The organism is Roseovarius sp. MBR-79 (assembly GCF_053628555.1).
This window is the reverse complement of sequence record NZ_JBRJGP010000004.1, coordinates 1-24,206: the sequence shown is the minus strand read 5'-3', so window position 1 is coordinate 24,206 and position 24,206 is coordinate 1. Positions and strand designations below refer to the sequence as shown.

Below are 24,206 nucleotides of genomic sequence, written 5' to 3'. Positions count from 1 at the left end.
AGATGGACGGGTCCAACCCCAACCTGAAGGGGGCGGCGGACGCCCCCTTCTACCTGCCGCAGGGCGACGAGATCGCGCTTGTCACGGCGGCGCATGAAAACCGCCTGCCGGTCCTGCTCAAGGGGCCGACGGGCTGCGGCAAGACGCGGTTCGTGGCGCATATGGCCGCGCGCCTTGGCCGCCCGCTCTATACCGTGGCCTGCCATGACGATCTGTCGGCGGCGGACCTGATCGGGCGCTACCTGCTCAAGGGCGGCGAGACGATCTGGGCCGATGGCCCGCTCACCCGCGCGGTGCGCGAGGGCGCGATCTGCTATCTCGACGAGGTGGTGGAGGCGCGTAAGGATGTGACCGTGGTGCTGCACCCGCTGACGGACGACCGCCGCATCCTGCCCATCGAGCGCACCGGCGAAGAGCTTGTGGCACCCGAAGGCTTCATGCTCGTGGCGTCCTACAACCCCGGCTATCAGAACATCCTCAAGACGCTGAAACCGTCCACCCGGCAGCGGTTCATCTCGGTCGAGTTCGACTTTCCGGCACCTGCGCGCGAGATTGCCGTGGTCGCGCGGGAATCGGGCCTGCCCGAGGACCGCGTCAAGCCGCTGGTGCGGCTTGCCAACCGGCTGCGCGACCTCAAGGGGCAGGATCTGGAGGAAGGGGTCTCGACCCGCCTCGTGGTCTATGCCGCCACGCTCATCCATCAGGGAATACCGGTCGAGCGTGCGATCCTCGCTGCGATGATCGAACCGCTGACCGATGACCGCGACACCAAACGCGGGCTCCTCGATCTTGTCACCGCCGTTTTCGGGTGAGGCCGGTGATGGGCAGGATCGACGTCGACCCATGGGAACCCGAAGAAACGATCGGGAAACTGTGGCACGCCTATGCCAGCCGTCTCGACGCCCCGGGCGTGCATGACGGAGCCCGTGTCGACCTCTCTGAGGTCGCGGGGCGGCTGGCAGTTCTTTTTCGGGGCCTCGGCGGCGATCCGTCCGTCGAGGTCAAGGCCGTGGCGGAGGAGACAAGCCATCATCGCCTCTCCTTCCTGCGCCGCCTCGGCACGCCTGCGGAGGTGCTGCCGCGCGCCAGTTTCGACGGGGCCGCGCTGCGCCTGCCCGCGTCGCTGGCGGTCTTTCCCGCGCGAGAGGCCAATGGCGCGCTCTATCTGTGGCTGGCTGCCTGCGCTGCCCATGCCCCCGCCGCGCCAGACCATAACGACCCGCTTGCCGCCGATCTGGCCGCGATCACCGCCGCGCAAGCCATGGTTGCCGCCACGCTTGAGGCGGCACCCGGCTTTCGCGCGCTTTATGCCGATCTCTGCGGCGGGCTTCTGGTGCTGCGCCCCCGCCCCGCGCTTCCCGCCATCGAGACGGCGGTCGAGGTGCTCATCCGGCACGCTCTCGGCGATCCCGCGCCGCTCGGCGCGCGCGCCGAAGCGCTGGCCGGGGCCGACCCCGCCGCCTTGCGCGCGCCGCGCGGCTATCGCCCGTTCCGCCCCGTGCCGCTCTGGCCCGATCCGCGCGCGACGGGCCGCAGCGAGGCCGACCAGGTCGAGGACCGCGAGACCGAGGGCGCGCCCGAGACCGGCGAGGGCAGCGAGAAGACCCGCCGCGCGCGCCGCCGCAAATCCGACCTGATCGACCGCAAGGACAGTTTCATCCTGCACAAGTTCGAGGCGATCCTGAGTTGGGCCGAGTTCATCAACCTCAACCGCCGCGTCGAGGATGATGACGAGGACAGCGCCAAGAAGGCCGCCGACGATCAGGAGGAAATCGGGCTGGGGCAGGTGTCGCAGGCCCCCGCGACCCGGCTCAAGCTGCATCTTGATCTTGCGCCCGAGGATGTGGACCGCGAGGCGCTCTCGGACGTGCTGACCTACCCGGAATGGGATGTGCGCACGGGTACCTACATGCCCGATCATGTGCGCATCCTCGCCAGCGACCTGCGCCCCGAGGCGGGTGTGCTTGCCGCCCCCGATCCGCGCGCGGCGCGCCGCATCCGCGCGGTGAAACGCCAGTTCGAGGCGCTCCGACCGGGTCGCGTCTCGACCCCCGGCCATCCTGATGGTGACGAACTTGATACCGAACGCGCCGTGCGGGCGCGGGTGGATTTCCTCGCCACCGGCGAAAGCGATGACCGGATCTGGCGGCAGACGCGCCCGCAAGCGCGCGATCTGGCGGTGTCGATCCTGCTCGATGTCTCGCGGTCCACCGAAGGCACGGTGACGGGGCATGACGGCGGCTCGCGCTCGGTGATCGAGATCGAGCGCGAGGCGCTGGCGGCGCTGTCATGGGGCCTCAACGCCTGTGGTGACAGCTTTGCCATCAACGCGTTTTCCTCGCTCAAGCGGCACCGCGTCTGGTTGCACCGGCTCAAGGGGTTTGACGAGCCGATGAGCGCGGCCATCGAGGCGCGCATCGCCGCCCTCAAGCCCGGCCATTACACGCGCCTCGGGGCCGCGATCCGCCATGCCAGCGCCGAGCTTGCCCGCGAGACGCGCAAGCGGCGGCTGCTCTTGGTCATCACCGATGGCAAGCCCAACGATCTCGATCATTACGAGGGCCGCCACGGCATCGAGGACAGCCACATGGCGATCCGCGAGGCACGGCGCGCGGGCCATTCGGTTTTCGGCATCACCGTGGACCGCGACGGCAAGGCTTGGTTTCCACGTATGTTCGGGCAGGGGGGGTATGCGCTCATCCCGCATCCCGACAGGCTGACCGCTGCGCTGCCGCAGATCTACCGGCAGTTGGTGGGGGCATGACCGACCTTCTCGACGAACTGCCAGGCGAGCCGATGATGTGGGTTCTGATCGTTTCGGAACTGCTGGTTTTCGGGGCGGGGCTGGCGGCGCTGAGTTCCATGCGCCTCACCGATCCCGCGGGCTTTGCCGAGGCGCAGGCGCATCTCAACCGCGCGGGGGCTGCGCTCAATACCGTGGTGCTGGTCACGTCCGGTTGCCTCGCCGCGCTTGCCGTGCGTGCGGCCCAATCGGGGCGCGAGGGGCGCAAGCGCGCGCTGCTGGCCGGCGCCATGGTGCTTGGCGTGGTGTTTCTGGTCATCAAGGGGCAGGAATATGCCGCCAAATCCGCGCAGGGCATCGACTGGGAAACCCACCCGTTCTTTACCTTCTACTACCTGCTGACCGGCTTTCACGCGGCGCATGTAGTGGCGGGGATCGTGCTTCTGGGGCTGGTGGCGGTGCTGCGCGATCCGCGCGCGACCGAGACCGGCGCGGCCTTCTGGCACATGGTCGATCTGGTCTGGGTGCTGCTGTTCCCGGTCGTCTACCTGATCCGATGACCCGCGATCCGCTCCTCCTGGCCTGGGCTGGCCTCGTGACGCTGAGCCTTGCCGGTGCGGGGCTGAGCCTTGTGCCTGCGGGGCCTGTGCTCTCGCTCATGGCGCTCGCGCTGGCCTTGCTCAAGGGGCGGATCATCCTGCATCGCTATCTGGGCCTTGCCCACGCCCCGCGCTGGCGGCGCGGCTTTGACATGGTGCTGGCGGGGTTCTGCGCGGGGCTTGCGGGGCTGGCGCTGCTGCTGGGGACCGGCATTTGAAAGGCTGGTGCCGATTGGCAGTCGGACGTGGCGGGGAAAAATCTGGTCGGGAAGGGTCATGAATGGCCTGTTGTCGGCATTGGGGAGCCGCGCAAGGGCCCGACCGCGGGTGGGCGCTGCAACAGCCTTGGTGAGCGCTTTATGGTGCCAAATACTGGAACGATTGTAGGGGTTTCAACGTCGAAAAAGCGCCCGCCCGGGGGGCGGTCGGGCGCTCGCGCGGCGGCGTGCGGGGCACGCCTTGATTCCGCGCGGGGGCAACCAGCACCGTCCGCTCAACGCCAAGAACCGCCACCCCACCCGGGTCGCGCGACATCAGCGGTCCCGGCTCCACGCCTCGGCCGGGTCGGCCAAGGCATAGTCCTGCAACCGCTCCAGATCGGCTATTTCGGCCATGTTCTGCCGGATGCTCACACCATGGTCGCGCAGCTTGGCGAAGGCGCGGCTGAGGCTTTCGGGCTTCATCCCCAGACGCCCGGCAATCAGCGCCTTGTCATAGGGCAGGACCACCTCGCATTTGCCTTGCGTGCAAGTGGCAAGATCGAGCAGGAACTCTGCCACGCGCTGTGCCGCCGTCTGCGCCTTGAGCGCCTCGACCTGTCCGACAAGGGCCTGAAGATGGGCGAAGGTGGCCGAAAGGATTGCAATCGCCACCTCGGGCACGTCACGGACCTCGCGCAGGAGAGCGCCCGCATCCACCTGAATGAGCGTGCAATCCGTCACCGCCTCGGCAGCGACGGGATAGGCTGCATGGCGCAGCGCCACCGCCTCGCCGAAACTGCGGCCACGGGTGAAAACGCCCACAACCGCCTCTGCCCCGTTGGGCGCGATGCGATAGAGCTTCACCCAGCCTTCGGCGACGATATAGATCGAGCGCGCGGGCTCGCCCTGCAGGAAGATCGTCGCCCCCCGGTCGAAGCGGCGCACATGCGAGGCGGCAATCAGCTTCTCGGCCACCGGCTCGGGAACCGAGGCAAACAGCACCGATTGCCGTGCGATCTCGACATAGTCCGCTTTCATGACGATCGGCCCCGCTGTTTCGCACCCCGTGACAAGCGGCTTACCATGACCAGTGATACCGATACGAGCCTTGACCTTCATCAAGAGCCACCGCGATTGCCACGTTATGATGACTCGACACCACAACAAAGAGGCAACGCGACATGGGCCTGAACATTCTGGCGTTTCTCTGGTTTGCGGGCATGGCGGGCGCGGTGGCCTTCGCCGTGCGCGCGGGCGGCCAGAGGGGTGTGTTCCGGGGGGTATGGGTTGTGCTTGCCTGCCTGGTGCTTTTGCAGATCATGCATCTTGCGGCAAGCCATGCCTGCATGCCCGGCAATTGCGGGGATCTTGGCCTGCTGCTCGGGAGAATAAGGATGACCCTTGGCGCGCTGACCCTTGCGGGTGGGCTCGCCGGCCTTCTGCTCGGCCTGTGTGTCCTCGCACCGAGGGATGATCGGGCCGGATCACACTGACGCAGAGGGTGCGCGATGCCGGTCCCCTGACGCATCCGGGCAATGCCCGTCCATGGTGGCGTGCGGGACGGGTGCGATTGTTCCTTGGCAGACCCCGGCCGCTTCGGTTTCGGGTCCGGTGACGCGGCGACGATTGCCGCAGTGTGAATCGGGTGGTATCAACAAATCCGTGTCACACGGGATATCACATGTCGCGCAGGCGCGGCGCCGGTCGCGTTGGGGCCTTTGGCTCGGCCTTGGGCTGATCATGCTTTTGGCCGTCGGGGCCGCTGTTCACGGTCAGGCAACGCGGGTGTTTCTGGGGGAAACGGCCGCCCGCGCCAGCGGGACGTTGCAGCTTGCGACAACCGCGCTGAGCGGCTATCTCGAGCGCTTTGAGCGGCTGCCGCCGCTTCTTGCGCGGCAAGAGGCGATCCGCAATCTGGCGGCGGCCCCGGACGATCCGGATGCGATAGACGCGGCCAACCTTTTCCTTCAGGAAGTGACCGGAGATCTTGGGGCGTCCGATATCTACTTCATGGACATGACCGGATTGACGCTTGCCGCCTCCAACTTTGCCCAGCCGCATAGTTTTGTCGGCGGCAACTTTGCATTCCGCCCCTATTTCAGTGATGCGGTGGCCAGCGGCGCGGGACGTTTCTACGCTTTGGGAACGACCTCGCTCAAGCGCGGATATTATTTCGGAGCGCCGGTTCTGGACGGCGACAAGATTCTCGGCGTTGTCGCGCTCAAGATCGACCTGGATGCTGTCGAGGCGACCTGGACGGGGGCGGATTACCACGTGATCGTGGTCGATCCCCAGGGCGTCGCATTTCTGACAAGCAAGCCCGAGTGGCGCTTTGGCCGCACCCGGCCCATGACCGCCGAAGGTCAGGCCGCGCTCGAGGCCACCCGCCGCTATGCGGATGCAACGCTGTTGGACATTCCGCTTGTGCAGGACCGGACCGGGGCCGGACATGTGCTGTGGCGCACCGGCGCGCCGGGGCAGGAGGCTCAGGAATATCTGGTGGCCGACTTGCCCATGCCCGAAGCCGACTGGACCATGATGGTGCTGCAAAGCACGGCACCTGCCCGCGCGCAGGCCATGATCGTCAGCTTGGGCAGCGTTCTGGCGCTGGCGCTTCTGGGGATGATCATCGCCGTCGTGCTGCAACGCCGGGCGCGGTTGCGCGATCTTCTGGAGATGCAGGCGGCGGCCCAGACCCAGCTTGAGACGCGGGTGGTCGAGCGCACGCGCGAACTGGCCGTGGTGAACGAGGCGCTTGGGGCAGAGGTGGCGGAACGGCGTCAGGCCGAGGCGTCGTTGCGCCGCGCGCAGAATGATCTGGTGCAGGCGGCGAAGATGGCGGCGCTGGGTCAGATGTCCACGGCATTGGGCCACGAGGTGAACCAACCGCTGGGGGCGCTGCGCAATTATGCCGAAAGCGCCGTCATGCTGCTGTCCAAGGACCGCCTGGCCGAGACGCAGACGGCACTGGAGCGCATCCTTGCCATGACCGACCGGATCGCGGCAATCGCCAAGCGGCTGCATACGTTCGGCAGGCGTCCGGGCGCGCAACTGGTTGCCGTCGATATCGGCGACACGATCGAGGCGGCGCGCGAAATCGCGGGGCCGCGGCTGCGCCAGATCGGCGTCGATCTCTTCGTGGATATCGCCGCTGGTGTCGCGCCGGTCAGGGCGGGGCCGGTGCGCCTTCAACAGGTGCTGGTCAACCTTCTGACCAATGCCGCGGATGCCGTGGCCCCGCGCGAGGATCGCCGGGTGCGGATCAGCGCCCGGGGCGACGGCGATGCCGTCATCCTGCGGGTCGAGGACAGCGGGCCGGGCGTGCCGCCCGACATTGCGCCGCGCATTTTCGATCCGTTCTTCTCGACCAAGGGCGTTGGCAACGGTCTGGGGCTTGGCCTGTCGATCACCTATAACATCGTCAAGGATTTCGACGGGGACATCACGCTTGTCGCGGGCACCCTCGGGGGGGCCGCCTTCGAGGTGCGCCTGCCCGCCGCACAGCCCCAGGCCGAGGCCGCCGCGTGACGGCGGGACGCCCGCCCGTGCATGTTCTCGTGGTCGATGACGACGTGGACCTGCGCGCCTCGACGGTGCAGGCGCTCGATCTTGCGGGTCATCAGGTGCAGGATGCGGCCTCGGCCGAGCGGGCGCTTGACTATGTAAGCTTCGGCTTTCCGGGCGTGGTGCTGACCGATATCCGCATGCCGGGAATGGACGGCCTGACCCTGATGAGCCGGGTGCACGAGATCGACCGGGAAATTCCGGTGATCCTGATGACGGGGCATGGCGATGTGCAACTGGCCGTGCGGGCGATGCGCGAGGGGGCGCATGATTTCATCGAGAAGCCCTTTTCGGCCAGCCAGATGACAGAGCTTGTCGCCCGCGCCGTGGATTTCCGGCGGCTGGTGCTGGAAAACCGGGTGTTGCGCGCGGCTGCCGGGCAAGCCGATGATCTGGAGCAGCGTCTGATCGGGCGCTCCAAGGCGATGATCGACCTGCGCCGACGGTTGCGCACCATCGGTCCTGCGGAAACCGATGTGCTCATCGTGGGCGAAACCGGATCGGGCAAGGAGGTGGTCGCGCGCGCCCTGCACGACCTGTCGCCGCGGGCGCGTCATCCGCTGGTGGTGATCGACTGCGCCGCGATCCCGCCGCACCTTATCGAAAGCGAGCTGTTCGGCCATGAGCAGGGGGCCTTTGCCGGGGCGATGCGCGCCCGCGCGGGCAAGTTCGAACATGCGCGCGGGGGCACGGTGCTGCTGGACGATATCGCGGCGCTGCCGCCGCCGCTTCAGGGCAAGCTTCTGCGGGTGATCGAGGACAGGGTGGTCAGCCGTCTGGGATCGAACGAGGAACACCGGCTGGATATCCGCATCCTCGCCACCGCCCGCGTGCCCCTGATGGCCGAGGTCGAGGCCGGGCGGTTCCGCGCCGATCTGCTCTATCGTCTCAATGTGGTCACGCTCGAGGTGCCTGCGCTGGAGGAGCGGCGCGAGGATATCGCGCTGCTCTTCCTGCGCCTTTTGACCGAGGCCGCCGCGCGGCATCGCATCGACACCGTGCCCGAGGTGCCCCCGGCATTCCTGGCCGCGCTCGGCAGCCGCGCGTGGCCCGGAAACGTGCGCGAATTGCGCAATGCCGCGGATCGCTTCGCGCTTGGGCTCGGGCTTGATGTGGCAGGCGAGACCGCGGCTCTGCCCGCACGGCTCGCGGATCGTGTCGCCGCGTTCGAGCGGCGCGAGATCGAGGCGGCGCTTGCCGCCCATGGCGGGGCGTTGCGGCCGGTCTACGAATCCCTCGGCCTGAGCCGCAAGTCGCTTTACGAGAAAATCCAGAAACTCGGGATCGACAGGACCGACTTTCTTGCCGATGGCGACGGCGGCTGACCGACGGACGATCCCATTCGGTGACATAAGCGGGCCGCGATGTCCCCTTTTCCACCCATTCTGACGCGCGGGGTGCCGAATATGCGCCACATCCCTGCCGTGGCGGTTGATCGGTGCGTGGAATCTGATTTGATGGATGCAGCGTCATTCCGTCCGGGATGGCGGTTGAAACGATGAAAGACTCTGGGAGGAGCAACATGACCTACCGCTTTATCGCGGCCATTGCGGCCGCTGCTACCCTGTCGCTTGGCACGGCGTCGCTGGCGCAGGACAGGGCCGGATGGCCCAACAGCCTGACCATCGGCACGGCAAGCCAGGGCGGCACCTATTTCGTCTATGGCAACGGTTTCGCCAGCTTCATCTCCGAATCACTCGGCATTGCCGCAAGCGGTGAAGTGACCGGCGGCCCGGTGCAGAACGTGACCCTGGTCGAGACCGGTGATCACCTCATGGGTCAGGTGACGATGGGCCCCGCCTATGATGCGTGGAACGGCAAGTCGGAACTCGCGCCGGGGCTGGAGCACCGCTCGATCCGCGCGCTCTTCCCGATGTATCAGACCCCGTTCCAGGTGATTGCGCTGCGCTCGTCGGGCATCACCTCGGTGTCGGATCTGGCCGGCAAGCGCGTGGGCGTCGGCCCGGCCGGCGGCACGCCCGGCACCTATTGGCCACAGTTCCTCGAGGTGCTTGGCGTTGACGCGACGGTTTCGAATGCGGGTGCCTCGGATTCCGCCGGCCAGTTGCAGGACGGCTTGATCGACGCCTTCGCCTTTGCGGCGGGTGTGCCGATTTCGGCCTTCGCGGAACTGGCGGCCAGCCAGGACGTGGTGATGTTCGGCTTCAACGACGCGGAAATGCCCAAGATCAAGGAAGCATTCCCGGCCTTCGCCCCGCTGACCATCAAGGCGGGCACCTATGCCGGGCATGATTACGATCAGAACACGGTCGCGATGTGGAACTTCACCATCGCGCATGAGGAAATGCCGGAGAGCCTCGCCTACGAGATCACGAAGCTTGCCATGGATAATCCCGAGCGCATGGTCCAGATCCACGCCGCCGCCCGCGAGACGCTGGTCGAGAACTGGGACAAGAACACCTTCATGCCGTTCCATCCCGGTGCCGTGCGGTATTTCGAGGAAAAGGGCATCACCATCCCCGACAACCTGCGCTGACCCAGAGGGGAGTCACACGGGCGGGCTCCGGGCCTGCCCCTGCCTGCTCCGGCGCGTGTCGGGGCGGGCGAGTTTGAGGGTGGAGGAGACCTGAACCATGACCGCGCAATCCGCAAGACCGGCGGCGACGCCATCACCGGTGCCAGACGCCATCGCCGATGGGGTCGATGCCGAGATCTTCACCGCGAACCAGCGCAAGCCGCTTGGCCAGCTTGGCCTGATCGCGGCGATCCTGTGCATCGCCTATACGGTGTTTCATGTCGGGGTGATGAACGGTCTGCATGACCGCATCACCGATTTTCTGGGCCTTAACTCCATCGATCTGACGGAGCCATGGCGCTATCGGCTGATCCATGTGGGCGGCGGTCTGGCGCTGGGATTTTTGCTCTATTCCTCCACGCTCTTCTCCGAAGACCGGCCCGGGCAGGCCGATCCGCGCCGGATGCTGGCGATCCTGCCCGGCGCTCTGGCCGTCACCCTCGCCTTCGCGCAGGTTCTGCTGTTCTGGATCACGGGGCAGGGGGTCGATCAGGCCGCCGGGGCCAATACGGCCGTCTGGACGTTCGGCCTGCCGCTTGTCGCGGGGAGTGCCTGGCTTATCGTCGTGGGCTGGTTCTGGCCTGACCGGCGGCGCGGGCATTTCGACATGGCGGACCTCTTTCTTGCGCTCGCGGCGACCACGGTGGCGATGTATCTGATCTTTCACGCGCCGTTCCTGCGGCTGCGGGCCGGAACCGGGCTGGCGAAACAGGCGGACATGTATGCGGCCCTTGCCGGCACGGTGCTGATCCTTGAATTGACCCGCAGGCTGGCGGGGCTGGCGCTGGTGGTGATTGCCGGGATCTTCGTGCTCTATGCCTTTGTCGGGCCGTGGCTGCCGGGCATCCTGCAACATCGCGGTTACACGATGACGCGGTTCTTCAGCTATGTTTACACCGATCAGGGCATTCTCGGGCCGACGACGGCGATTTCCTCGACCTATATCATCCTCTTCGTGACCTTCGCGGCCTTTCTTCAGGCAAGCCGCGTGGGCGAATATTTCGTCAACTTCGCCTTTGCGGTCGCGGGGGGCGCACGGGGTGGTCCGGCCAAGGTGGCGATCTTCTCCTCGGGGCTGATGGGGATGATCAACGGCACGTCGGCGGGGAACGTGGTCTCCACCGGATCACTGACGATCCCGCTGATGAAGAAGGTTGGCTACAAGCCCCAGACCGCCGCCAGCGTCGAGGCCGCAGCCTCATCGGGCGGGCAGATCCTGCCGCCGATCATGGGGGCGGGTGCCTTCATCATGTCCGAGATCACCGGCATCCCCTATTCCGAGATCGTGACCGCCGCGATCATCCCGGCGCTGCTGTATTTCGCATCCATCTATTTCAACGTCGACCTCAACGCGCTGAAATACGGCATGAAGGGCTTGCCGCGCTCTGAATTGCCGCGTTTTGACCGGCTGGCGCGGCAGGCGTTCCTGTTCCTGCCGATCTTCATCCTGATCGGGGCGCTGTTTGCGGGCTATTCGGTGATCCGCGCGGGGACTTACGGGATGGCGGCGGCGGCTGTCGTGTCGTGGCTGACCCCCTACCGGATGGGGCCAGGGCAGATCCTTTACGCTTTCGAGATCGCGGCCAAGATGACGCTTCAGCTTGTCGCGGTCTGCGCGGCGGCCGGGGTCATTGTCGGGGTCATCGCGCTGACCGGGATCGGGACGCGGTTTTCCTCGATGCTGTTGGGGATGGCGGATCAGAACCAGGCGATCGCGCTCTTTTTCGCCATGATCGTCTCGATCATTCTCGGCATGGGAATGCCCACGACCGCTGCCTATGCCGTGGCCGCGAGCGTGATCGGCCCCGGACTTGTGCAGATGGGCATTCCGCCGCTCACCGCGCATTTCTTCATCTTCTACTATGCGGTGATGTCGGCAATTACCCCGCCGGTGGCGCTTGCCGCCTATGCGGGCGCGGCCATCGCGCAGTCGGACCCGATGAAGACCAGCGTGGAAAGCTTTCGCATCGGTCTGGCGGCCTTCGTGGTGCCGTTCATGTTCTTCTCCTCGCCCGCCCTGTTGATGGATGGTAGCTGGGGAGAGATCATTCACGTGGTGGTCTCGGCCTCGCTTGGCATCTTCATGCTGTCGGCATCGGTGCAGGGCTGGTTCTTCGGCCTGCTGGCCTGGCCGCTGCGGATCGTTCTGCTGGTTGCGGCGCTGTCGATGATCGCCCAAGGGTGGTTTACCGACTTCATCGGTCTGGGAACGGCGATTGCGGTCTGGTTGTTCCAGAAACGCATGGTCAATCCCCAGACCGTCATCCGCGGCTCGGATTGACAGGGGAGCGGGGTGCGCGGGGTCCGGTTGGTCCAGATCCCGCCACCCGGCACCTGCTATCCCGGCAGTTTCACGCGGCGCAGATATGGCAGGTCCGCGTCGAAGCTGCCGAATTTCGCGCGCGCGGCCTCGTCATTCACCGAGGGTGGAACGATGACATCCTGCCCGATGGTCCAGTCGGCAGGCGTCGCCACGCCGTGTTTCGCCGTGGTCTGAAGCGCGTCGAGCGCGCGCAGCACTTCGGCGAAATTGCGCCCCACCGTCATCGGATAGGTCATCGACAGCTTCAGTTGCTTGTCCGGTCCGATGATGAAGACCGAGCGCACCGTGGCGCTGTCGGCGGGCGTGCGCCCGTCGGGCAGATAGGCCTCGGCGGGCAGCATGTCGAAGGCTTTGGAGACCGCCAGCCCGTCATCGGCGATGATCGGGAAGCGCGGCGCGGCACCGCCGACCTTCTCGATATCGCCCTTCCATTTGCGATGATCCTCGACGCCATCGACCGAGACGCCGATCACCTTGGTGCCACGCTTCTCCCACTCATCGGACAGCCGCGCGACGGCGCCGAATTCGGTCGTGCAAACAGGCGTGAAATCCTTGGGATGCGAAAACAGAATCGCCCAGCTATCCCCGATCCAGTCGTGCAGCGAAAACGTCCCGAGATCGGTCTCGACCGTCAGATCGGGGATCGTGTCGTTGATGCGAAGTGCCATGTAAGCCTCCTTCTTTTGAGGGCGCGCGCGGGAATTTGATCAAATCTCCCGCAGGCCGGATGATCCGACCTTGCGGCGCGCGATTACCGCTGACAGAGTGCCGCCAAATCCACGGAGGTCAACCATGATCGAGAAAAAGATGTTCTATATTGACGGGGCTTGGCAGAAGCCCCGTTCTGGCCGCGATCACGCCGTCATCAACCCCTCGACCGAAGAGGCGTGCGCGGTGATCTCGCTGGGCGGGCAGGCCGATACCGATGCCGCCGTCGCCGCCGCGCGCGCGGCCTTCCCGGCATGGATGGCCACCCCGCCCGAGGAGCGCATCGCCCATGTCGAGAAAATCCTCAAGGTTTACGAGAGCCGCGCCGAGGATCTGGCCCAGGCCACCAGCATGGAAATGGGCGCGCCCATCGACATGGCCCGCAAAAGCCAGGTGCCCTCGGGGACCTGGCACATCACCAATTTCCTGACCGCCGCGCGCGCCTTCAAATTCGACGAACCGCTCGGCGATCACGCCCCGAATGACCGCATCATCCACGAGGCCGTCGGCGTGGTGGCGATGATCACGCCATGGAACTGGCCGCAGAACCAGATCACCCTCAAGGTCATCGCGGGGCTGATCGCGGGCTGCACCATGGTGCTGAAACCCTCCGAGGAATCGCCGCTCAACGCGCTGATCTTCGCCGAGGTGATCCATGAAGCGGGCCTGCCCAAGGGGGTGTTCAACCTCGTCAACGGCGACGGCCCGGGCGTGGGCAGCCAGCTTTCGGCGCATCCGGATGTGGACATGATCAGCTTCACCGGATCGTCGCGCGCCGGTCGGCTCATCTCCAAATCCGCCGCCGACACGCTCAAGCGCGTCAGCCTCGAATTGGGCGGCAAGGGCGCGAACCTCATATTCGCCGATGCCGACGACAAGGCGGTCAAGCGCGGCGTGATCCACTGCATGAACAATACCGGCCAATCGTGCAACGCCCCCACAAGGATGCTGGTGGAACGGTCGCGCTATGACCGCGCGGTAGAAGAGGCCGCCGAGGTCGCCGCCGCGATCAAGGTCGGCCCCGCCCATGAAGAGGGCGGCCATATCGGCCCGGTCGTCAACGAGACGCAGTTCAACAAGATCCAAGGGTTGATCCAGACCGGCATCGACGAGGGCGCGCGGCTTGTGGCGGGCGGGCTGGGCCGCCCCGACGGGCTTAATCGCGGCTTCTTCGTGCGGCCTACGGTCTTTGCCGATGTCACCCCCGACATGACCATCGCGCGCGAGGAAATCTTTGGCCCGGTCCTGTCGATCATGTCCTTTGATACGGAGGAGGAGGGGCTGCGCATCGCCAATGACACGCCTTACGGCCTGACCAACTATGTCCAGACCGCCGATCCCGCGCGCGCCAATCGCCTTGCGCGCGGCTTGCGCTCGGGCATGGTCGAGATGAACGGCAAGTCGCGCAGCGCGGGATCGCCCTTCGGCGGCATGAAGCAATCGGGCCATGGGCGCGAGGGCGGCAAATGGGGCATCGAGGACTTCCTCGAGGTCAAGGCCGTCTCGGGCTGGACACCGGGGGCCTGACCCCGTCGGGATGGGGCCGCGCGCGGTCGGTGGCTGACAGGTTTTGCCCCATGATGATGCGGTCTGCCATGCGGCGCGGGGCGGTGCGGCAGGGGGCGTGAATGGCCTCTTGCTGCCATCAAGGCGCAGTTCCCTTGCGCGGAATCAGGGGTGCAGCCCCCGCCGCGCAGCGCCCGTCCGCCCAGAGGTGGTCGCGGAAATCCGGACCGATTGTTTGGCGCGGGGGCGTGAGTATGCGCGCCGAGGATTTGTTGTGTCGGTCGAGGCGATGCCCGATGGTGCGCTCCGGGCGCGGGTGTCGAACGGGCGCGGGCAGAGCTATCAGCAACGGATGACGCTGGATCACGGGCTGGTCGATGGCATGTGTTCCTGCCCGGTCGGATATAATTGCAAACATGTGGCTGCCGCCCTCGTGACATGGGACGCGGAGCAGGGCGGCCCCCGTCGCGCCGCATCAGGACTTGCGGCACCGGTGCAGGGCTGGCTGCGCCGGATCAAGGAGAGCACCGCCCCGACACTGCCGGAAATGCCGCCCGAGGATTACCCGGACACGGTGAAGGAACGGCTGCTTTATGTGCTGATGCCGCAAGACCCGAAGGTCAAGATCGACATCTACAAGGGCCGGATCAATGCGGCGGGCACCGCGCTCAACCGGTCCATCCGGCGCTATGACGCGCTGCGCGGGCTGCAAGGGGCCACCCCGGCCAAGTTCATCCGTCCGTTGGATCTCGACCTTCTCGCAGCCCTGGCGCAGGCGCGCCTGTGGGAGGCGCATTACAGCTATGGCCTACCCGACCTCATCCGACCCAAGGGCAAGGATGTTCTTACCCTGATCCAGCGGCTTTGCGACACGGGGCGGTTCCTGCATGACAACGCCCCCGAGGCGCATCTGGCCTGCTCGGCGGCGTGCCCGACGCCCCGGCTTGCCTGGCAGATGGCGGCGGATGGCAATCAGAGGCTGGGGTTCGAGGATGAGAGCGGCCAGCCGCTGGAATTGCGCGGGATGGACGGGGACGCGCTCTGGCTCGACAAGGGAAAGGGGCAGATCGGGGCGCTGGCGCAGGCGGTCGACACGGAGGTGTTGCACCTTGTGGCCGCCAGCCCCGAGATCGCCCCGCATGAGGCGGGCACGCTTGCCACGGCGCTGCCCGCTACGCTTGGCGGGCTCGACCTGCCGCCCCCTGCTGCGCCACGCCAGATCCGGCGCGCAGCGACACAACGCATCGCGCGGCTCACGCTTGGGGCCGAGACCGCCCGCGATGGTTCGCGCTATTGGGGCAATTCGGTGCTGTTGCCGACGCTCACCGTGCGCTTTGTCTATGACGGGCAGGAGGCCCCCGAGGATGGGGACGATCCGCGCAGGCTTGAAGAGGGCCAGATCGTGACGCTGGCGCGTGACCCCGACTGGGAACGGGCCTGCGCCACCACGCTGATGCGGGCGGGGGCGCTGCGGGTGGAGGAGTTGGAATTCCATTGGCCGGGCGAGCGGATGATGACATGCGATTTCGTCTTTGCCGATGGCGAGATGAACATGCACAGCCTTGAGATATCGACCGGGCGCGAGGCACTGGATTTCGCCTTTCGCACCCTGCCTGCCTTGCGCCGCGACGGGTGGGAGGTGATCAAGACGCCAAGATGGCCCTTTCGCCTCAGCCCGCTTGCGCCCTTGCTGCATCTCTTTCTGACCCATCATGCCGAGCTTGGCGCGCTGCACCCCTCTGACGCCACTGTCGCGCGACTGGTCGAAGAGGCGCTGGCGGGCAACGATATCCGCTTTGCCGACAAGGCCGGAGTCCTGCCGCTGGCGCGCAGCCTTCAGACGCTGGCCGAGGCGAAAACCTTTGAGGCCCCCAAGGGGCTGAAGGCGCAGTTGCGCGATTATCAGGCCTATGGGGCGGCATGGATGGGCAACCTGCTCGCTGCCGGGTTCGGCGGTGTGCTGGCCGACGATATGGGGCTGGGCAAGACCGTGTTTCCTTGCGCCGAGACCGTGCCGATGCTGCTCTGGGCGCTGCTGGCTGCTGGTCAAATCACCATGCGCAAGATCGACGGCTGGCAAACCCTCGACAAGCCGATTACGCCCATGACCCTTGACCTCGCCGCCTGATCAGGCCCAAATCAACCTACCCGGAAAACGCCGCCGGAGAATTTCCACCAGATTCGAGACACGACCCGCCACGTGATCTGGCAGCTTCACAAAAACAGCGGCGAAGGTCAAAAATCCGGGTGGCCTTCCGTAGCGGCGAGGCGCGAGATGGCTTCGCCGCTGATCTCGTGGCGTCCGGCGGCCCATGTCCTGCGGGCCATCGTCGCGACGCGGTCGAGAATATCGCTTTCAGGGCGGAGCGTGAGCGCCGGGCGCATCGCATCCTCATGGAACAGATAGAGACGCGAGGCGAAGATCTCGAACGGAAGCGAAGCCTCGCCGAAGCGCTCGCCACAGCCATGGGTCGAGACCAGCGCGCCGTCGCCCAGATCCTGCCCCGAATCGTTATTCGGGTTGTAGAAATAGACCCGCATCACGCCCTCGCGGTCGCGGGCGACGCGCAGGATGGTGATGGCGTGCCAGCCGATGAAGCGACCGGCGGCGTCAGTCGCGGCAATGCCTGCGGGTTGCGGGTGGATCACCGGCTCGCCACCGTTATAGTCGGGGTGATAGGCACCGTGAAAGCGGGCGATGAAATCCTCGATGGCGGCCAGCGCGCCGGTGGGCACATCCACGGCCACCGCGCAGGACCGGCCCACCCACCAGCCGTGAAATTCCGGGTTGATCCAGATATGCGGATCGTCGTTGCGGTCGGCGCACAGGCGGCCCATTTCGGCATAGATGCGGTCGAGATGCGGCACCAGAACCACCGAGACCGGATCGGCATCAAGCGGCGCGCCGCTGGCCAGACCCGCGGGCAGAGCGCCGGAATTGATCGCGTGCCCTTCGAAATGCATCATCACCGTATCGATGCGCGCGGCCTGCGTCACCAGATGCAGCAGGTAATCGGGATCGTTCTGCCCCCACATCGCGATGGCGCGGGCCGATTGACAGGTCGGGTTTGCGCCCTGCCCCACCCCCAGTGGCTGGCCCAGAACCTGAATACAGCCCGCAAGCAGTAGATCGGCGGGCGGGGCCGCGTGCAACCCTGCCATCGACAGGCGTTCGGCCACCGCCGCGCAGGGCTCCAACGTCAACAAACGCCTCAGCGCAGGCGCAATCGGCGCGTAATGCAGGATCCCGCGATCGAGCATGAGCGACATGCCGTAAAGCGCCTGCGCGGTTTCGGGCCGCACCGCGCGGCGGATCACCTCGATGACAAGGCCGCGATGGTGCTGAAGACAGTCGCGCCCGGTGGTGCCAAGGCCAAGCGTATCGGCGATCATGCCGTCATGTTCGGTATCGAGCACCCATGTCAGGAACGCCGCGTGATAATCCGACACGAGGCCGGTATCGTGCATGGCGCGCGCCAGCCCCTGCGCCTCGTGGCGCAGGTCGCTTTCATCCATCACGGCAAGACGCTGGCGATAGGTATCGAGCCCCGGATCACCGAGGCAGGCCGATGTCGGGCCGAACAGGGCTGAGACCAGCCGGTCGGCCCCAAGACGCCGGTCGCCGATCTCGCCACCGCGTTCGCTGAGGGTGATGGCGATCTGCGCGATCATGTCCTTGACATGGGCCACCTGGATGGGCCGTTGCCGCAGGATGCGCCAGATCTCGTCGACCAGTTCGCCCAACACGTCCTGAAACCCGACATGATCCGCGAGATACTGAAACAGCGCATCAATCGTCGCCTGCCGCGCGCCCGCCGCGCGCGCCGCCTCGTCCGTCGCGCCAAAGAACCGCCGCATGTTGAGCGCCAGAACCTGCGTCAGGAACCGCCGCGCCGCGGCGGCGTGGATGCCGGGATGCTCGGCCTCGCCCTTGGCCACGGCCAGCAGGCGCAGCAGGCTGACGGCCTCGACCGTCACTGATGCCTGCACGCCGTGGTCAAAGGTGCCCGCGACAAGCCCCGGCAACAGGTTGGCGGGTGCATCCCAGTCGGACCCGGCAAAGAGCCCCGCCGCATCCATCCGGGGGGCAAGCGCGTGCAGACGCTCCAGCCCGCCGGGCACAGCGAGCAACCGCCCCGCCACATCAAGCACCTGCGCCTGAAAGCGCGGCTTGGCAAAGGGGCGGGCCTGCTCGAGATTTTCCAGCGGCCTTTGAAGCGTGGCGACAAGGCGCCCAGCCTCGTCACCGTGATGCTGTTCGCTCATCCGAAATTCCCGCCAACCGGATCACACATAAAAATCCAGCTCTTCCTGTGCCTTCAGCAGGTCGCGCAAGCGGTGCGGATCCTCGCCAAAAAAGTATACCAACCCCCAATGGGTACCGAAAGCGGTGCGCTTTGTCACCTTCTGCTCCATCGGCTGGGCCAGTTCGTGGAATTCGAAATAGGGATCGTTGGCGGTGATCTCGGGGATTTCCATCCGCTCGACCACGCGCCTGCGCGGATAGGCCCCGAAACAGCCGGCATGGCCCTTGGAATCCTTGACCGGGGTCGGGAAGAAGGCGTCAAGCTCGTCCTGCGTGGCCTTGGGGTCGAAGGCCAGCACGATGCCCTGATAGCCGTTGAAGCCATAGGCTCGCTCGATGAGTTCCAGCGCGTTGAACCCCGGCGGACGATAGGCCACCTCGCCGAAATACATCGTGCCGTCGCTGGTCACGAAATATTCGGGGTGGATGAAGCCGAAGTCGATGTCGAATGCCTTGATCAGCTTGTTGATCTCGTCCTCGATGCGCGGCCGCCAGGATTCAAGCTCTGGCGTCGCGGGCACAAAGACGGAATAGCCAAGCGTCACGTATTCGGAAATATTGAGAAACTGGATCTTGCCATCCTTGATCCATGCCTCCACCGCAAATTCCCATCCGTCCAGATGACTTTCCAGCAGGGCCGGAAACTCGTCCTCCGAGATTGAATCCACATCCTCGACCGTGCGGATCGTGCGGTGGCCAAGGCACCCGGCCTTGTCGAAGGCCTTGAAGTGGATCGGGTCGTTCGGGTCGCCGTCAAGCTTGAGCAAGGTCTGGTTCACACGCTTGAGAAAGCGCACCACATCGGCGTGATTGTCCGCCTCCTCGAAAATGCCCACGCGGATACCGGCCAGTTGAGCGCGCCGTTTCATCAGCGACTTGTCGCGGAACAGCATGGATTGGCCCAGAAGGCGCGGATTGTCGAGCAGGACCGAGTTGATCGCCCCGGCCCATTCCACGGTTTCCTCGTAAAGCGGGATTGCCACATCGCAGCCCTCTTCCTTGAGGATCTGCGCGATTTCGTGCGACCGCTCGTTCAGCCGGTAAAAATCCCAGGCGATGAAGGGAATGTCGTTGGCCCGCGCATACTCCTCGGCCCAAGGGGGTGCCACGATCACGTAGCGGCGGTCAAAGCGGTCGATGGCGTCGATGGCGTTCAGCGACCAGCCGAGGATCGCCACGTAGCCTTTGTCTGGGTTTTTTCCGGTCATATCTGCCTTTCGTGTCGTTGCGAGCGTCCAGACGTGGCCGCACGAAGTATCCTTGATATATAGCATGACTAAATAAAAAATCAAAGAGCTAGTGCTGCGACGGTCGATGATAGTGCCGGGGGTAAGCTATTAAATAAACGAAAAATATATAATTAATGATACTTGACGTGGATGGGCGTCGCCGGGCTGTCGCTCTGGCGACACTCCCTTTATTTAGAATAACTAAGTGTATATGATCGATCCTTGCCGCTTTCAATACGGCTCAGAATAAATTCTAGTTCCCAAAGGAGATCTGCATCGCGCGAGGGACTGTCATGCAAACCGGCCAGATGATCGATCAGCTGCTCATCCATCTGGATGCGCGCGTGGATGCGTTTGCGATCTGCGAGGTGGCCGATCGCTGGCGGCTTGGGCTTGGCCCGATGAAAATGCCGATGTTTCATTACGTACTGGAGGGAGAAGGCCAACTCGGCGGGGTGACACAGCCGCTTGGACCCGGCGCACTTGTAATCATCCCTGCGGCTCGGCGCCACGAATTGCAGGCACCGGGCTATAGTCCGCGCCATCAGGAGGCAATGTCCGAATTCCGCGTCCTGCCCGAGGGGTTGCTGCGGATCAACGCGGGCGACACCCCGGTCTTGCGCACCGCCTGCGCCACGATTGCCGGGCGGTATCTGCATCAGGCTGATCTATTTTCCGGCCTGACGGAACCGATGGTGTTCCGGTTTCCCGACACCGCCCGCGTCCCTGCGATTTTCGAGGAACTGGTGGAAGAGTTGCGCACCCCCCGCTTTGGCACCCGCGCATTGGCCTCGGCGCTGTTGAAACAGGCGTTTGTCCTGCTGATCCGCGCACAGTTGCAGGAAGGCGGTGCCGATTTTTCGTGGATCCTGTCGCTGCGCGACCGGCGGATCGCCCGTGCCGTCGGGGCCATGATCGACGCGGGCGAAGAGCGTCTGTCATCCGACGCGCTCGCCGATCTGGCAGGCATGAGCCGCGCCGCATTCCAGCGCCGGTTTCTCGACGTAATGGGCGTCACGGTGGCCGATTTCGATGTCCGCCTGCGCCTGCATCGCGCGGCCCTGCTGCTGGTCGAGACCGATTTGCCCGTGGGCGCCATCGCAAGCGCGATCGGCTATTCCAGCCGCAGCCACTTTTCGCGCGCCTTCCGCAAGGCGCTCGGTGTGGACCCGTCCCGCTTTCGCCGCGATCAGGCCTCGGGGGAAATCCTGTCCTCGGTCAAGGACTTCATCTCGGCGCTGCTGCACCCGCCAAAGGCGAAAAGCGCACCGGATTGAGCCGACATCGCACGTGCGCCCGTGTCAAGATCGCCTCACGGGTTGTGCGAAGCGTTCGGGACCTGAAAGCCGCAGCTTGGATTATCCGTTAAGGTTTTGCCACACTCTGATGCAAGAAAAGGAGGCTCAGATGACCCCACTTACCGCCGGAATAGCCGCAGGGCTGATCGCGACGGGCGTTCTGTCACTTCTGATGATCGTCAAGGGGATGATGGGCGTCATGCCCGATCTCAACGTGATCGCGATGCTCGCGGCGACCATGGGCACGGGGGCCGCGATGGGATGGGTCGCGCATGTCGTGATCGGCATCGGGTATGGCGTCGTGTTCAGCCGCTTGTCACAGGGCGGCGATGTGAACAAAGCCGCGCTCAAGGGTATCGTCCTCGGCATCGTCGGTTGGGCCGCGATGATGACCCTGCTCATGCCGATGATGGGCAAGGGGCTGTTCGGGGTCGAAATGGCATCCGATCTGCTGATCGTTCCACTCGCCACGCTCATGCTGCACGTGATTTTCGGCGCGGTGCTGGGGGCGACCTATCACATATTCGTCAAGGATCGCGTGCAGGCGTGACGCGGACCCGACAGATCGGACACACCCCATGACCCTCAACACGGTTCAAGAACGGCTCTGCGAGGAGCACGAGATGGATTTCTCGCATCTCACGGCGCTTATCCTCAACTGCACGCTCAAGCCGTCGGGGCAGCCGTCGCATACCGATGCGCTGCTGCAGGTGCCGCGCGCGATCATGCAGGCCAATGGCATCGCGGTCGAGATGCTGCGCCCGGTCGATTTCGATCTGCCGCCCGGCGTTTACCCTGATATGCGCGAACATGGGTTCAGGACCGACGATTGGCCGGACCTGTGCGCCAAGGTCATGGCCGCCGATATCCTCATCATCGGCACGCCGATCTGGCTGGGCGAGGAAAGCTCGGTCTGCCGTCGCCTGATCGAACGGCTCCATGCCGACTCCGGCAAGCTGAACGACAAGGATCAGTCCATCTATTACGGTCGCGTCGGCGGCTGCATTGTCACCGGCAACGAGGACGGGGTGAAACATTGCGCGATGAGCGTGCTCTACGCGCTGCAACATCTGGGCTATCTCATTCCGCCGCAGGCCGATGCCGGCTGGATCGGCGAGGCCGGGCCGGGGCCGTCCTATGCCGATGACGGATCAAACGGGCCGCAGAACGATTTCACGCAGCGCAACGCCACCTTCATGACGTGGAACCTGATGCACATGGCCCGCATTCTCGGCGACTGGGGCGGCATCCCCGCGCATGGCAACCAGCGCAGCGCCTGGGACGATGGCTGCCGCTTCGACCACCCAAACCCGGAATACCGCTGATCCGCGCGGATGGCGGCCCAATAGGAAAGGAAAATCGAATGAGCGACGTCACCCCGACCCATCACTTCGCAATGGTCGAAGGCCACCGCATCGCCTATCTCGACGAGGGCGCGGGCCCGCCTCTGGTCCTGTTGCACGGCATCCCGACGTCGAGCCTCCTGTGGCGCGCGGTGATCCCGGAGCTCGCAAAGTCCCGCCGGGTGATCGCGCCTGACATGCTGAACTATGGCCAGTCCGACAAGCCCGCGCGCGCCGATGTCTCGATCGCCGCGCAGGCGCGCATCCTGCGCGGCTTTCTCGATGCGCTCGGTCTGGCCCGTGTCGATCTGGCGGCGCATGACATCGGTGGCGGCGTGGCGCAGATCCTCGCGGCGCGGCACCCTGAACGGATCAACCGCTTGATCCTGCTCAGTGCCATCTGTTTCGACAGTTGGCCCATCCCGGAATTCGAGCCCCTGCTAGACCCGCATGCCGAGGCGGAGATGAGCCTTGATGCCTTCGGCAAGATGATGATCGATTTTCTGCCCCAGGGCGTGGCCTCCAAGGAGGGCTTGAGCCCCGAGGCGATGGAGATCATCCTGCGCCCCTGGAAGGGGGAGGACGGCAAGGCGGCGCTGTTCCGCAATTTCCGGCGCCTCAATCCCGAATATACCATGGCCATCGCGCGGGAGCTGGAAGCGTTCGATATCCCCACGCTTGTGCTCTGGGGGGACAAGGACCCGTTCCAGAAACCCGCCTATGCGCGGCGTCTGGCCGACACGATCCCCGGCGCGCGGCTGGAATGGATTGAGGGGGCCGCGCATTGGATCATGGAGGAACAGCCACAAGCGGTGGCCGGTCATATCGCCGGATTTCTCGATACATCGAAAGCGCACGGCACCGCGTGACGACGCAGAGGCGACACGGAATGACACTCACCGCACCTGTCCCGGATGACATGATCACCCTCTTAGCGGAGGTCCGCACGCAGACCGTGCGTGCATCTGGCCGCGCCGCTCACCCCCGAGGATGCGATGCTGCAATCCATGGAAGAGGCCAGCCCGCCCAAATGGCACCTGGCGCATACCACATGGTTCTTCGAGGAGTTCATTGACGAAAGCGGGCTCGACACCAGGATGACCCGGTGATGCGGACGTGGGGCACGCGGTGCCCCCTGCATCGGGACCGTCCCGCATGGGCACTGGCGCAACAACACCTTCATCGCAGGGCTGCGCAACGACCGGATCGACGCCCCGATGCTGATCGAGGGTGCCATGGACGCCGACGCGTTCTGCGCCTGGGTCGAGCAGATGCGCGCGCCAACCCTCGCCGCAGGCGACATCGTTCGTCGGGAAAACAGCCCCCCCGGACTGTTTTCTGATCCTCCTCGCTCCAGCGCGCGTCGATATCCTTCTGCGACCGCTTGGCAGGCTTGTCGGCCCAGCCGTCGGGCACGTCGCCGCCCTTGATCGTCTTGTTTTCATCGCGGGTGTTGCGATTGCGTGGCACCGGCACGATGGACGCGTCCAGGATCTGACCACCCCGCGCGATGTAGCCCTGCCGCGCCAGATAGCCGTCGAACTGGCTGAACAGCGCCTCGACCAGCCCCGCCTGCGCAAGCCCCTCGCGATAGAGCCCGACCGTCTTGGCGTCGGGAACCCGGTCCTCGAGACCCAGCCCCAGAAACCGTCCTGGCCGAAAGCCGGTCGCGCACCTGATACTCGATCTGGTCGTCCGACAGGTCGTAGAGCGCGCTCAGGACCAGCGTCTTGAACAGTGAGGCCCCGAACGCCACTGATGAAGTGGATGGCTCCCGCTTTCGGCATCGCAATGTGCCATGTTGGGTGCTGTGAAACGGCCAACAAAGGGAGCCATCCATGGACAAGGTTA

19 protein-coding genes and 3 pseudogenes are annotated in these 24,206 nt (G+C 65.3%); 17 read left to right on the top strand and 5 right to left on the bottom strand.

The window, feature by feature from the left end; genetic code table 11:
* Positions 1–2 precede the first annotated feature (2 nt).
* From ACSSV8_RS04980 to ACSSV8_RS04965, 4 genes are read left to right on the top strand one after another with little or no spacing between them, the layout of a single operon-like run.
* Complete coding sequence (locus tag ACSSV8_RS04980) at positions 3–812, top strand: AAA family ATPase (protein ID WP_454281706.1); 810 nt, start codon at positions 3–5, stop codon at positions 810–812.
* Positions 813–820: 8 nt separating this feature from the next.
* A complete protein-coding gene (locus ACSSV8_RS04975) occupies positions 821–2,764 on the top strand; it encodes a VWA domain-containing protein (RefSeq protein WP_454281705.1) in 1,944 nt (647 codons plus the stop codon).
* Positions 2,761–3,303 carry a cytochrome c oxidase subunit 3 gene (locus ACSSV8_RS04970; protein ID WP_454281704.1) on the top strand — a complete coding sequence of 181 codons (543 nt, stop codon included), beginning with the start codon at positions 2,761–2,763 and terminating at the stop codon, positions 3,301–3,303. The genes ACSSV8_RS04975 and ACSSV8_RS04970 overlap by 4 nt, the downstream gene beginning before the upstream one ends.
* A complete protein-coding gene (locus ACSSV8_RS04965) occupies positions 3,300–3,560 on the top strand; it encodes a nitric oxide reductase F protein (protein ID WP_454281703.1) in 261 nt (86 codons plus the stop codon). The genes ACSSV8_RS04970 and ACSSV8_RS04965 overlap by 4 nt, the downstream gene beginning before the upstream one ends.
* Positions 3,561–3,875: 315 nt before the next feature.
* Here ACSSV8_RS04965 and ACSSV8_RS04960 read toward each other — a convergent pair whose 3' ends face one another.
* Positions 3,876–4,580, bottom strand: coding sequence for a Crp/Fnr family transcriptional regulator (locus ACSSV8_RS04960; protein ID WP_354539912.1), 705 nt, complete (start codon positions 4,578–4,580; stop codon positions 3,876–3,878).
* Positions 4,581–4,723: 143 nt separating this feature from the next.
* On the opposite strand from ACSSV8_RS04960, the gene ACSSV8_RS04955 reads away from it, so the two are divergent.
* From ACSSV8_RS04955 to ACSSV8_RS04935, 5 genes are all read left to right on the top strand, one after another.
* Positions 4,724–5,035 (top strand): hypothetical protein, encoded by a 312-nt coding sequence (locus ACSSV8_RS04955; RefSeq protein ID WP_454281702.1) that lies wholly within the window; start codon positions 4,724–4,726, stop codon positions 5,033–5,035.
* 247 nt (positions 5,036–5,282) lie between these two features.
* Complete coding sequence (locus ACSSV8_RS04950; protein ID WP_454281701.1) at positions 5,283–7,070, top strand: sensor histidine kinase; 1,788 nt, start codon at positions 5,283–5,285, stop codon at positions 7,068–7,070.
* A 17-nt stretch (positions 7,071–7,087) separates the two neighbouring features.
* Positions 7,088–8,431 carry a sigma-54-dependent transcriptional regulator gene (locus ACSSV8_RS04945; protein WP_454281700.1) on the top strand — a complete coding sequence of 448 codons (1,344 nt, stop codon included), beginning with the start codon at positions 7,088–7,090 and terminating at the stop codon, positions 8,429–8,431.
* 197 nt (positions 8,432–8,628) lie between these two features.
* Positions 8,629–9,603 (top strand): TAXI family TRAP transporter solute-binding subunit, encoded by a 975-nt coding sequence (locus ACSSV8_RS04940; protein WP_354539908.1) that lies wholly within the window; start codon positions 8,629–8,631, stop codon positions 9,601–9,603.
* 97 nt (positions 9,604–9,700) lie between these two features.
* Positions 9,701–11,923, top strand: coding sequence for a TRAP transporter permease (locus ACSSV8_RS04935; RefSeq protein ID WP_454281699.1), 2,223 nt, complete (start codon positions 9,701–9,703; stop codon positions 11,921–11,923).
* A gap of 56 nt (positions 11,924–11,979) precedes the next feature.
* On the opposite strand, the gene ACSSV8_RS04930 is transcribed toward ACSSV8_RS04935, so the two are convergent.
* Positions 11,980–12,633, bottom strand: a complete 654-nt coding sequence (locus ACSSV8_RS04930) for a peroxiredoxin (RefSeq protein WP_454281698.1) — start codon at positions 12,631–12,633, stop codon at positions 11,980–11,982.
* 124 nt (positions 12,634–12,757) lie between these two features.
* Between ACSSV8_RS04930 and ACSSV8_RS04925 the strand changes: the two genes are divergently transcribed.
* The 3 genes and pseudogenes from ACSSV8_RS04925 to ACSSV8_RS04915 form a co-directional block, all read left to right on the top strand.
* Positions 12,758–14,200 (top strand): aldehyde dehydrogenase family protein, encoded by a 1,443-nt coding sequence (locus ACSSV8_RS04925; RefSeq protein WP_454281697.1) that lies wholly within the window; start codon positions 12,758–12,760, stop codon positions 14,198–14,200.
* 268 nt (positions 14,201–14,468) lie between these two features.
* Positions 14,469–14,615: pseudogene (locus tag ACSSV8_RS04920) on the top strand (SWIM zinc finger family protein); the annotation flags it as partial.
* Between the two features lie 1,548 nt (positions 14,616–16,163).
* Positions 16,164–16,307 (top strand): annotated as a pseudogene (locus ACSSV8_RS04915) (IS256 family transposase); the annotation flags it as partial.
* Positions 16,308–16,414: 107 nt separating this feature from the next.
* Here the strand turns inward: ACSSV8_RS04915 and ACSSV8_RS04910 are convergent.
* Together ACSSV8_RS04910 and ACSSV8_RS04905 are read right to left on the bottom strand one after the other, a co-directional pair.
* The gene (locus ACSSV8_RS04910) at positions 16,415–18,445 is read right to left on the bottom strand and encodes a hypothetical protein (protein ID WP_454281696.1); all 2,031 of its coding nucleotides are present in this window, start codon (positions 18,443–18,445) and stop codon (positions 16,415–16,417) included.
* Between the two features lie 21 nt (positions 18,446–18,466).
* On the bottom strand, positions 18,467–19,693 hold the full coding sequence (locus ACSSV8_RS04905) for an ATP-grasp domain-containing protein (protein ID WP_454281695.1): 1,227 nt from the start codon (positions 19,691–19,693) through the stop codon (positions 18,467–18,469).
* A 314-nt stretch (positions 19,694–20,007) separates the two neighbouring features.
* Here ACSSV8_RS04905 and ACSSV8_RS04900 point away from each other — a divergent pair, with 314 nt between their 5' ends.
* The 5 genes from ACSSV8_RS04900 (at position 20,008) to ACSSV8_RS04880 (ending at position 23,464) form a co-directional block, all read left to right on the top strand.
* The gene (locus ACSSV8_RS04900; protein ID WP_454281694.1) at positions 20,008–20,991 is read left to right on the top strand and encodes a helix-turn-helix domain-containing protein; all 984 of its coding nucleotides are present in this window, start codon (positions 20,008–20,010) and stop codon (positions 20,989–20,991) included.
* A 130-nt stretch (positions 20,992–21,121) separates the two neighbouring features.
* Positions 21,122–21,562, top strand: a complete 441-nt coding sequence (locus tag ACSSV8_RS04895; RefSeq protein WP_354539901.1) for a DUF6789 family protein — start codon at positions 21,122–21,124, stop codon at positions 21,560–21,562.
* 28 nt (positions 21,563–21,590) lie between these two features.
* Positions 21,591–22,337 carry a flavodoxin family protein gene (locus ACSSV8_RS04890; protein WP_354539900.1) on the top strand — a complete coding sequence of 249 codons (747 nt, stop codon included), beginning with the start codon at positions 21,591–21,593 and terminating at the stop codon, positions 22,335–22,337.
* Between the two features lie 38 nt (positions 22,338–22,375).
* Positions 22,376–23,224: an alpha/beta fold hydrolase gene (locus tag ACSSV8_RS04885; RefSeq protein WP_454281693.1), complete on the top strand. Its 849-nt coding sequence runs from the start codon at positions 22,376–22,378 to the stop codon at positions 23,222–23,224.
* A 90-nt stretch (positions 23,225–23,314) separates the two neighbouring features.
* Positions 23,315–23,464, top strand: a complete 150-nt coding sequence (locus tag ACSSV8_RS04880; RefSeq protein ID WP_454281692.1) for a hypothetical protein — start codon at positions 23,315–23,317, stop codon at positions 23,462–23,464.
* A gap of 214 nt (positions 23,465–23,678) precedes the next feature.
* On the opposite strand, the pseudogene ACSSV8_RS04875 reads toward ACSSV8_RS04880, so the two are convergent.
* Positions 23,679–24,093, bottom strand: a pseudogene (locus tag ACSSV8_RS04875) (transposase); the annotation flags it as partial.
* Positions 24,094–24,206 lie beyond the last annotated feature (113 nt).

What these genes read in the sequence shown, in the direction of transcription:
- ACSSV8_RS04980 (WP_454281706.1), top strand. Translation starts at nt 3, where the DNA reads ATGGACGGGTCCAACCCCAACCTGAAGGGGGCGGCGGACGCCCCCTTC.
- ACSSV8_RS04975 (WP_454281705.1), top strand. Translation starts at nt 821, where the DNA reads ATGGGCAGGATCGACGTCGACCCATGGGAACCCGAAGAAACGATCGGG.
- ACSSV8_RS04970 (WP_454281704.1), top strand. Translation starts at nt 2,761, where the DNA reads ATGACCGACCTTCTCGACGAACTGCCAGGCGAGCCGATGATGTGGGTT.
- ACSSV8_RS04965 (WP_454281703.1), top strand. Translation starts at nt 3,300, where the DNA reads ATGACCCGCGATCCGCTCCTCCTGGCCTGGGCTGGCCTCGTGACGCTG.
- ACSSV8_RS04960 (WP_354539912.1), bottom strand. Translation starts at nt 4,580, where the DNA reads ATGAAAGCGGACTATGTCGAGATCGCACGGCAATCGGTGCTGTTTGCC.
- ACSSV8_RS04955 (WP_454281702.1), top strand. Translation starts at nt 4,724, where the DNA reads ATGGGCCTGAACATTCTGGCGTTTCTCTGGTTTGCGGGCATGGCGGGC.
- ACSSV8_RS04950 (WP_454281701.1), top strand. Translation starts at nt 5,283, where the DNA reads ATGCTTTTGGCCGTCGGGGCCGCTGTTCACGGTCAGGCAACGCGGGTG.
- ACSSV8_RS04940 (WP_354539908.1), top strand. Translation starts at nt 8,629, where the DNA reads ATGACCTACCGCTTTATCGCGGCCATTGCGGCCGCTGCTACCCTGTCG.
- ACSSV8_RS04935 (WP_454281699.1), top strand. Translation starts at nt 9,701, where the DNA reads ATGACCGCGCAATCCGCAAGACCGGCGGCGACGCCATCACCGGTGCCA.
- ACSSV8_RS04930 (WP_454281698.1), bottom strand. Translation starts at nt 12,633, where the DNA reads ATGGCACTTCGCATCAACGACACGATCCCCGATCTGACGGTCGAGACC.
- ACSSV8_RS04925 (WP_454281697.1), top strand. Translation starts at nt 12,758, where the DNA reads ATGATCGAGAAAAAGATGTTCTATATTGACGGGGCTTGGCAGAAGCCC.
- ACSSV8_RS04910 (WP_454281696.1), bottom strand. Translation starts at nt 18,445, where the DNA reads ATGAGCGAACAGCATCACGGTGACGAGGCTGGGCGCCTTGTCGCCACG.
- ACSSV8_RS04905 (WP_454281695.1), bottom strand. Translation starts at nt 19,693, where the DNA reads ATGACCGGAAAAAACCCAGACAAAGGCTACGTGGCGATCCTCGGCTGG.
- ACSSV8_RS04900 (WP_454281694.1), top strand. Translation starts at nt 20,008, where the DNA reads ATGCAAACCGGCCAGATGATCGATCAGCTGCTCATCCATCTGGATGCG.
- ACSSV8_RS04895 (WP_354539901.1), top strand. Translation starts at nt 21,122, where the DNA reads ATGACCCCACTTACCGCCGGAATAGCCGCAGGGCTGATCGCGACGGGC.
- ACSSV8_RS04890 (WP_354539900.1), top strand. Translation starts at nt 21,591, where the DNA reads ATGACCCTCAACACGGTTCAAGAACGGCTCTGCGAGGAGCACGAGATG.
- ACSSV8_RS04885 (WP_454281693.1), top strand. Translation starts at nt 22,376, where the DNA reads ATGAGCGACGTCACCCCGACCCATCACTTCGCAATGGTCGAAGGCCAC.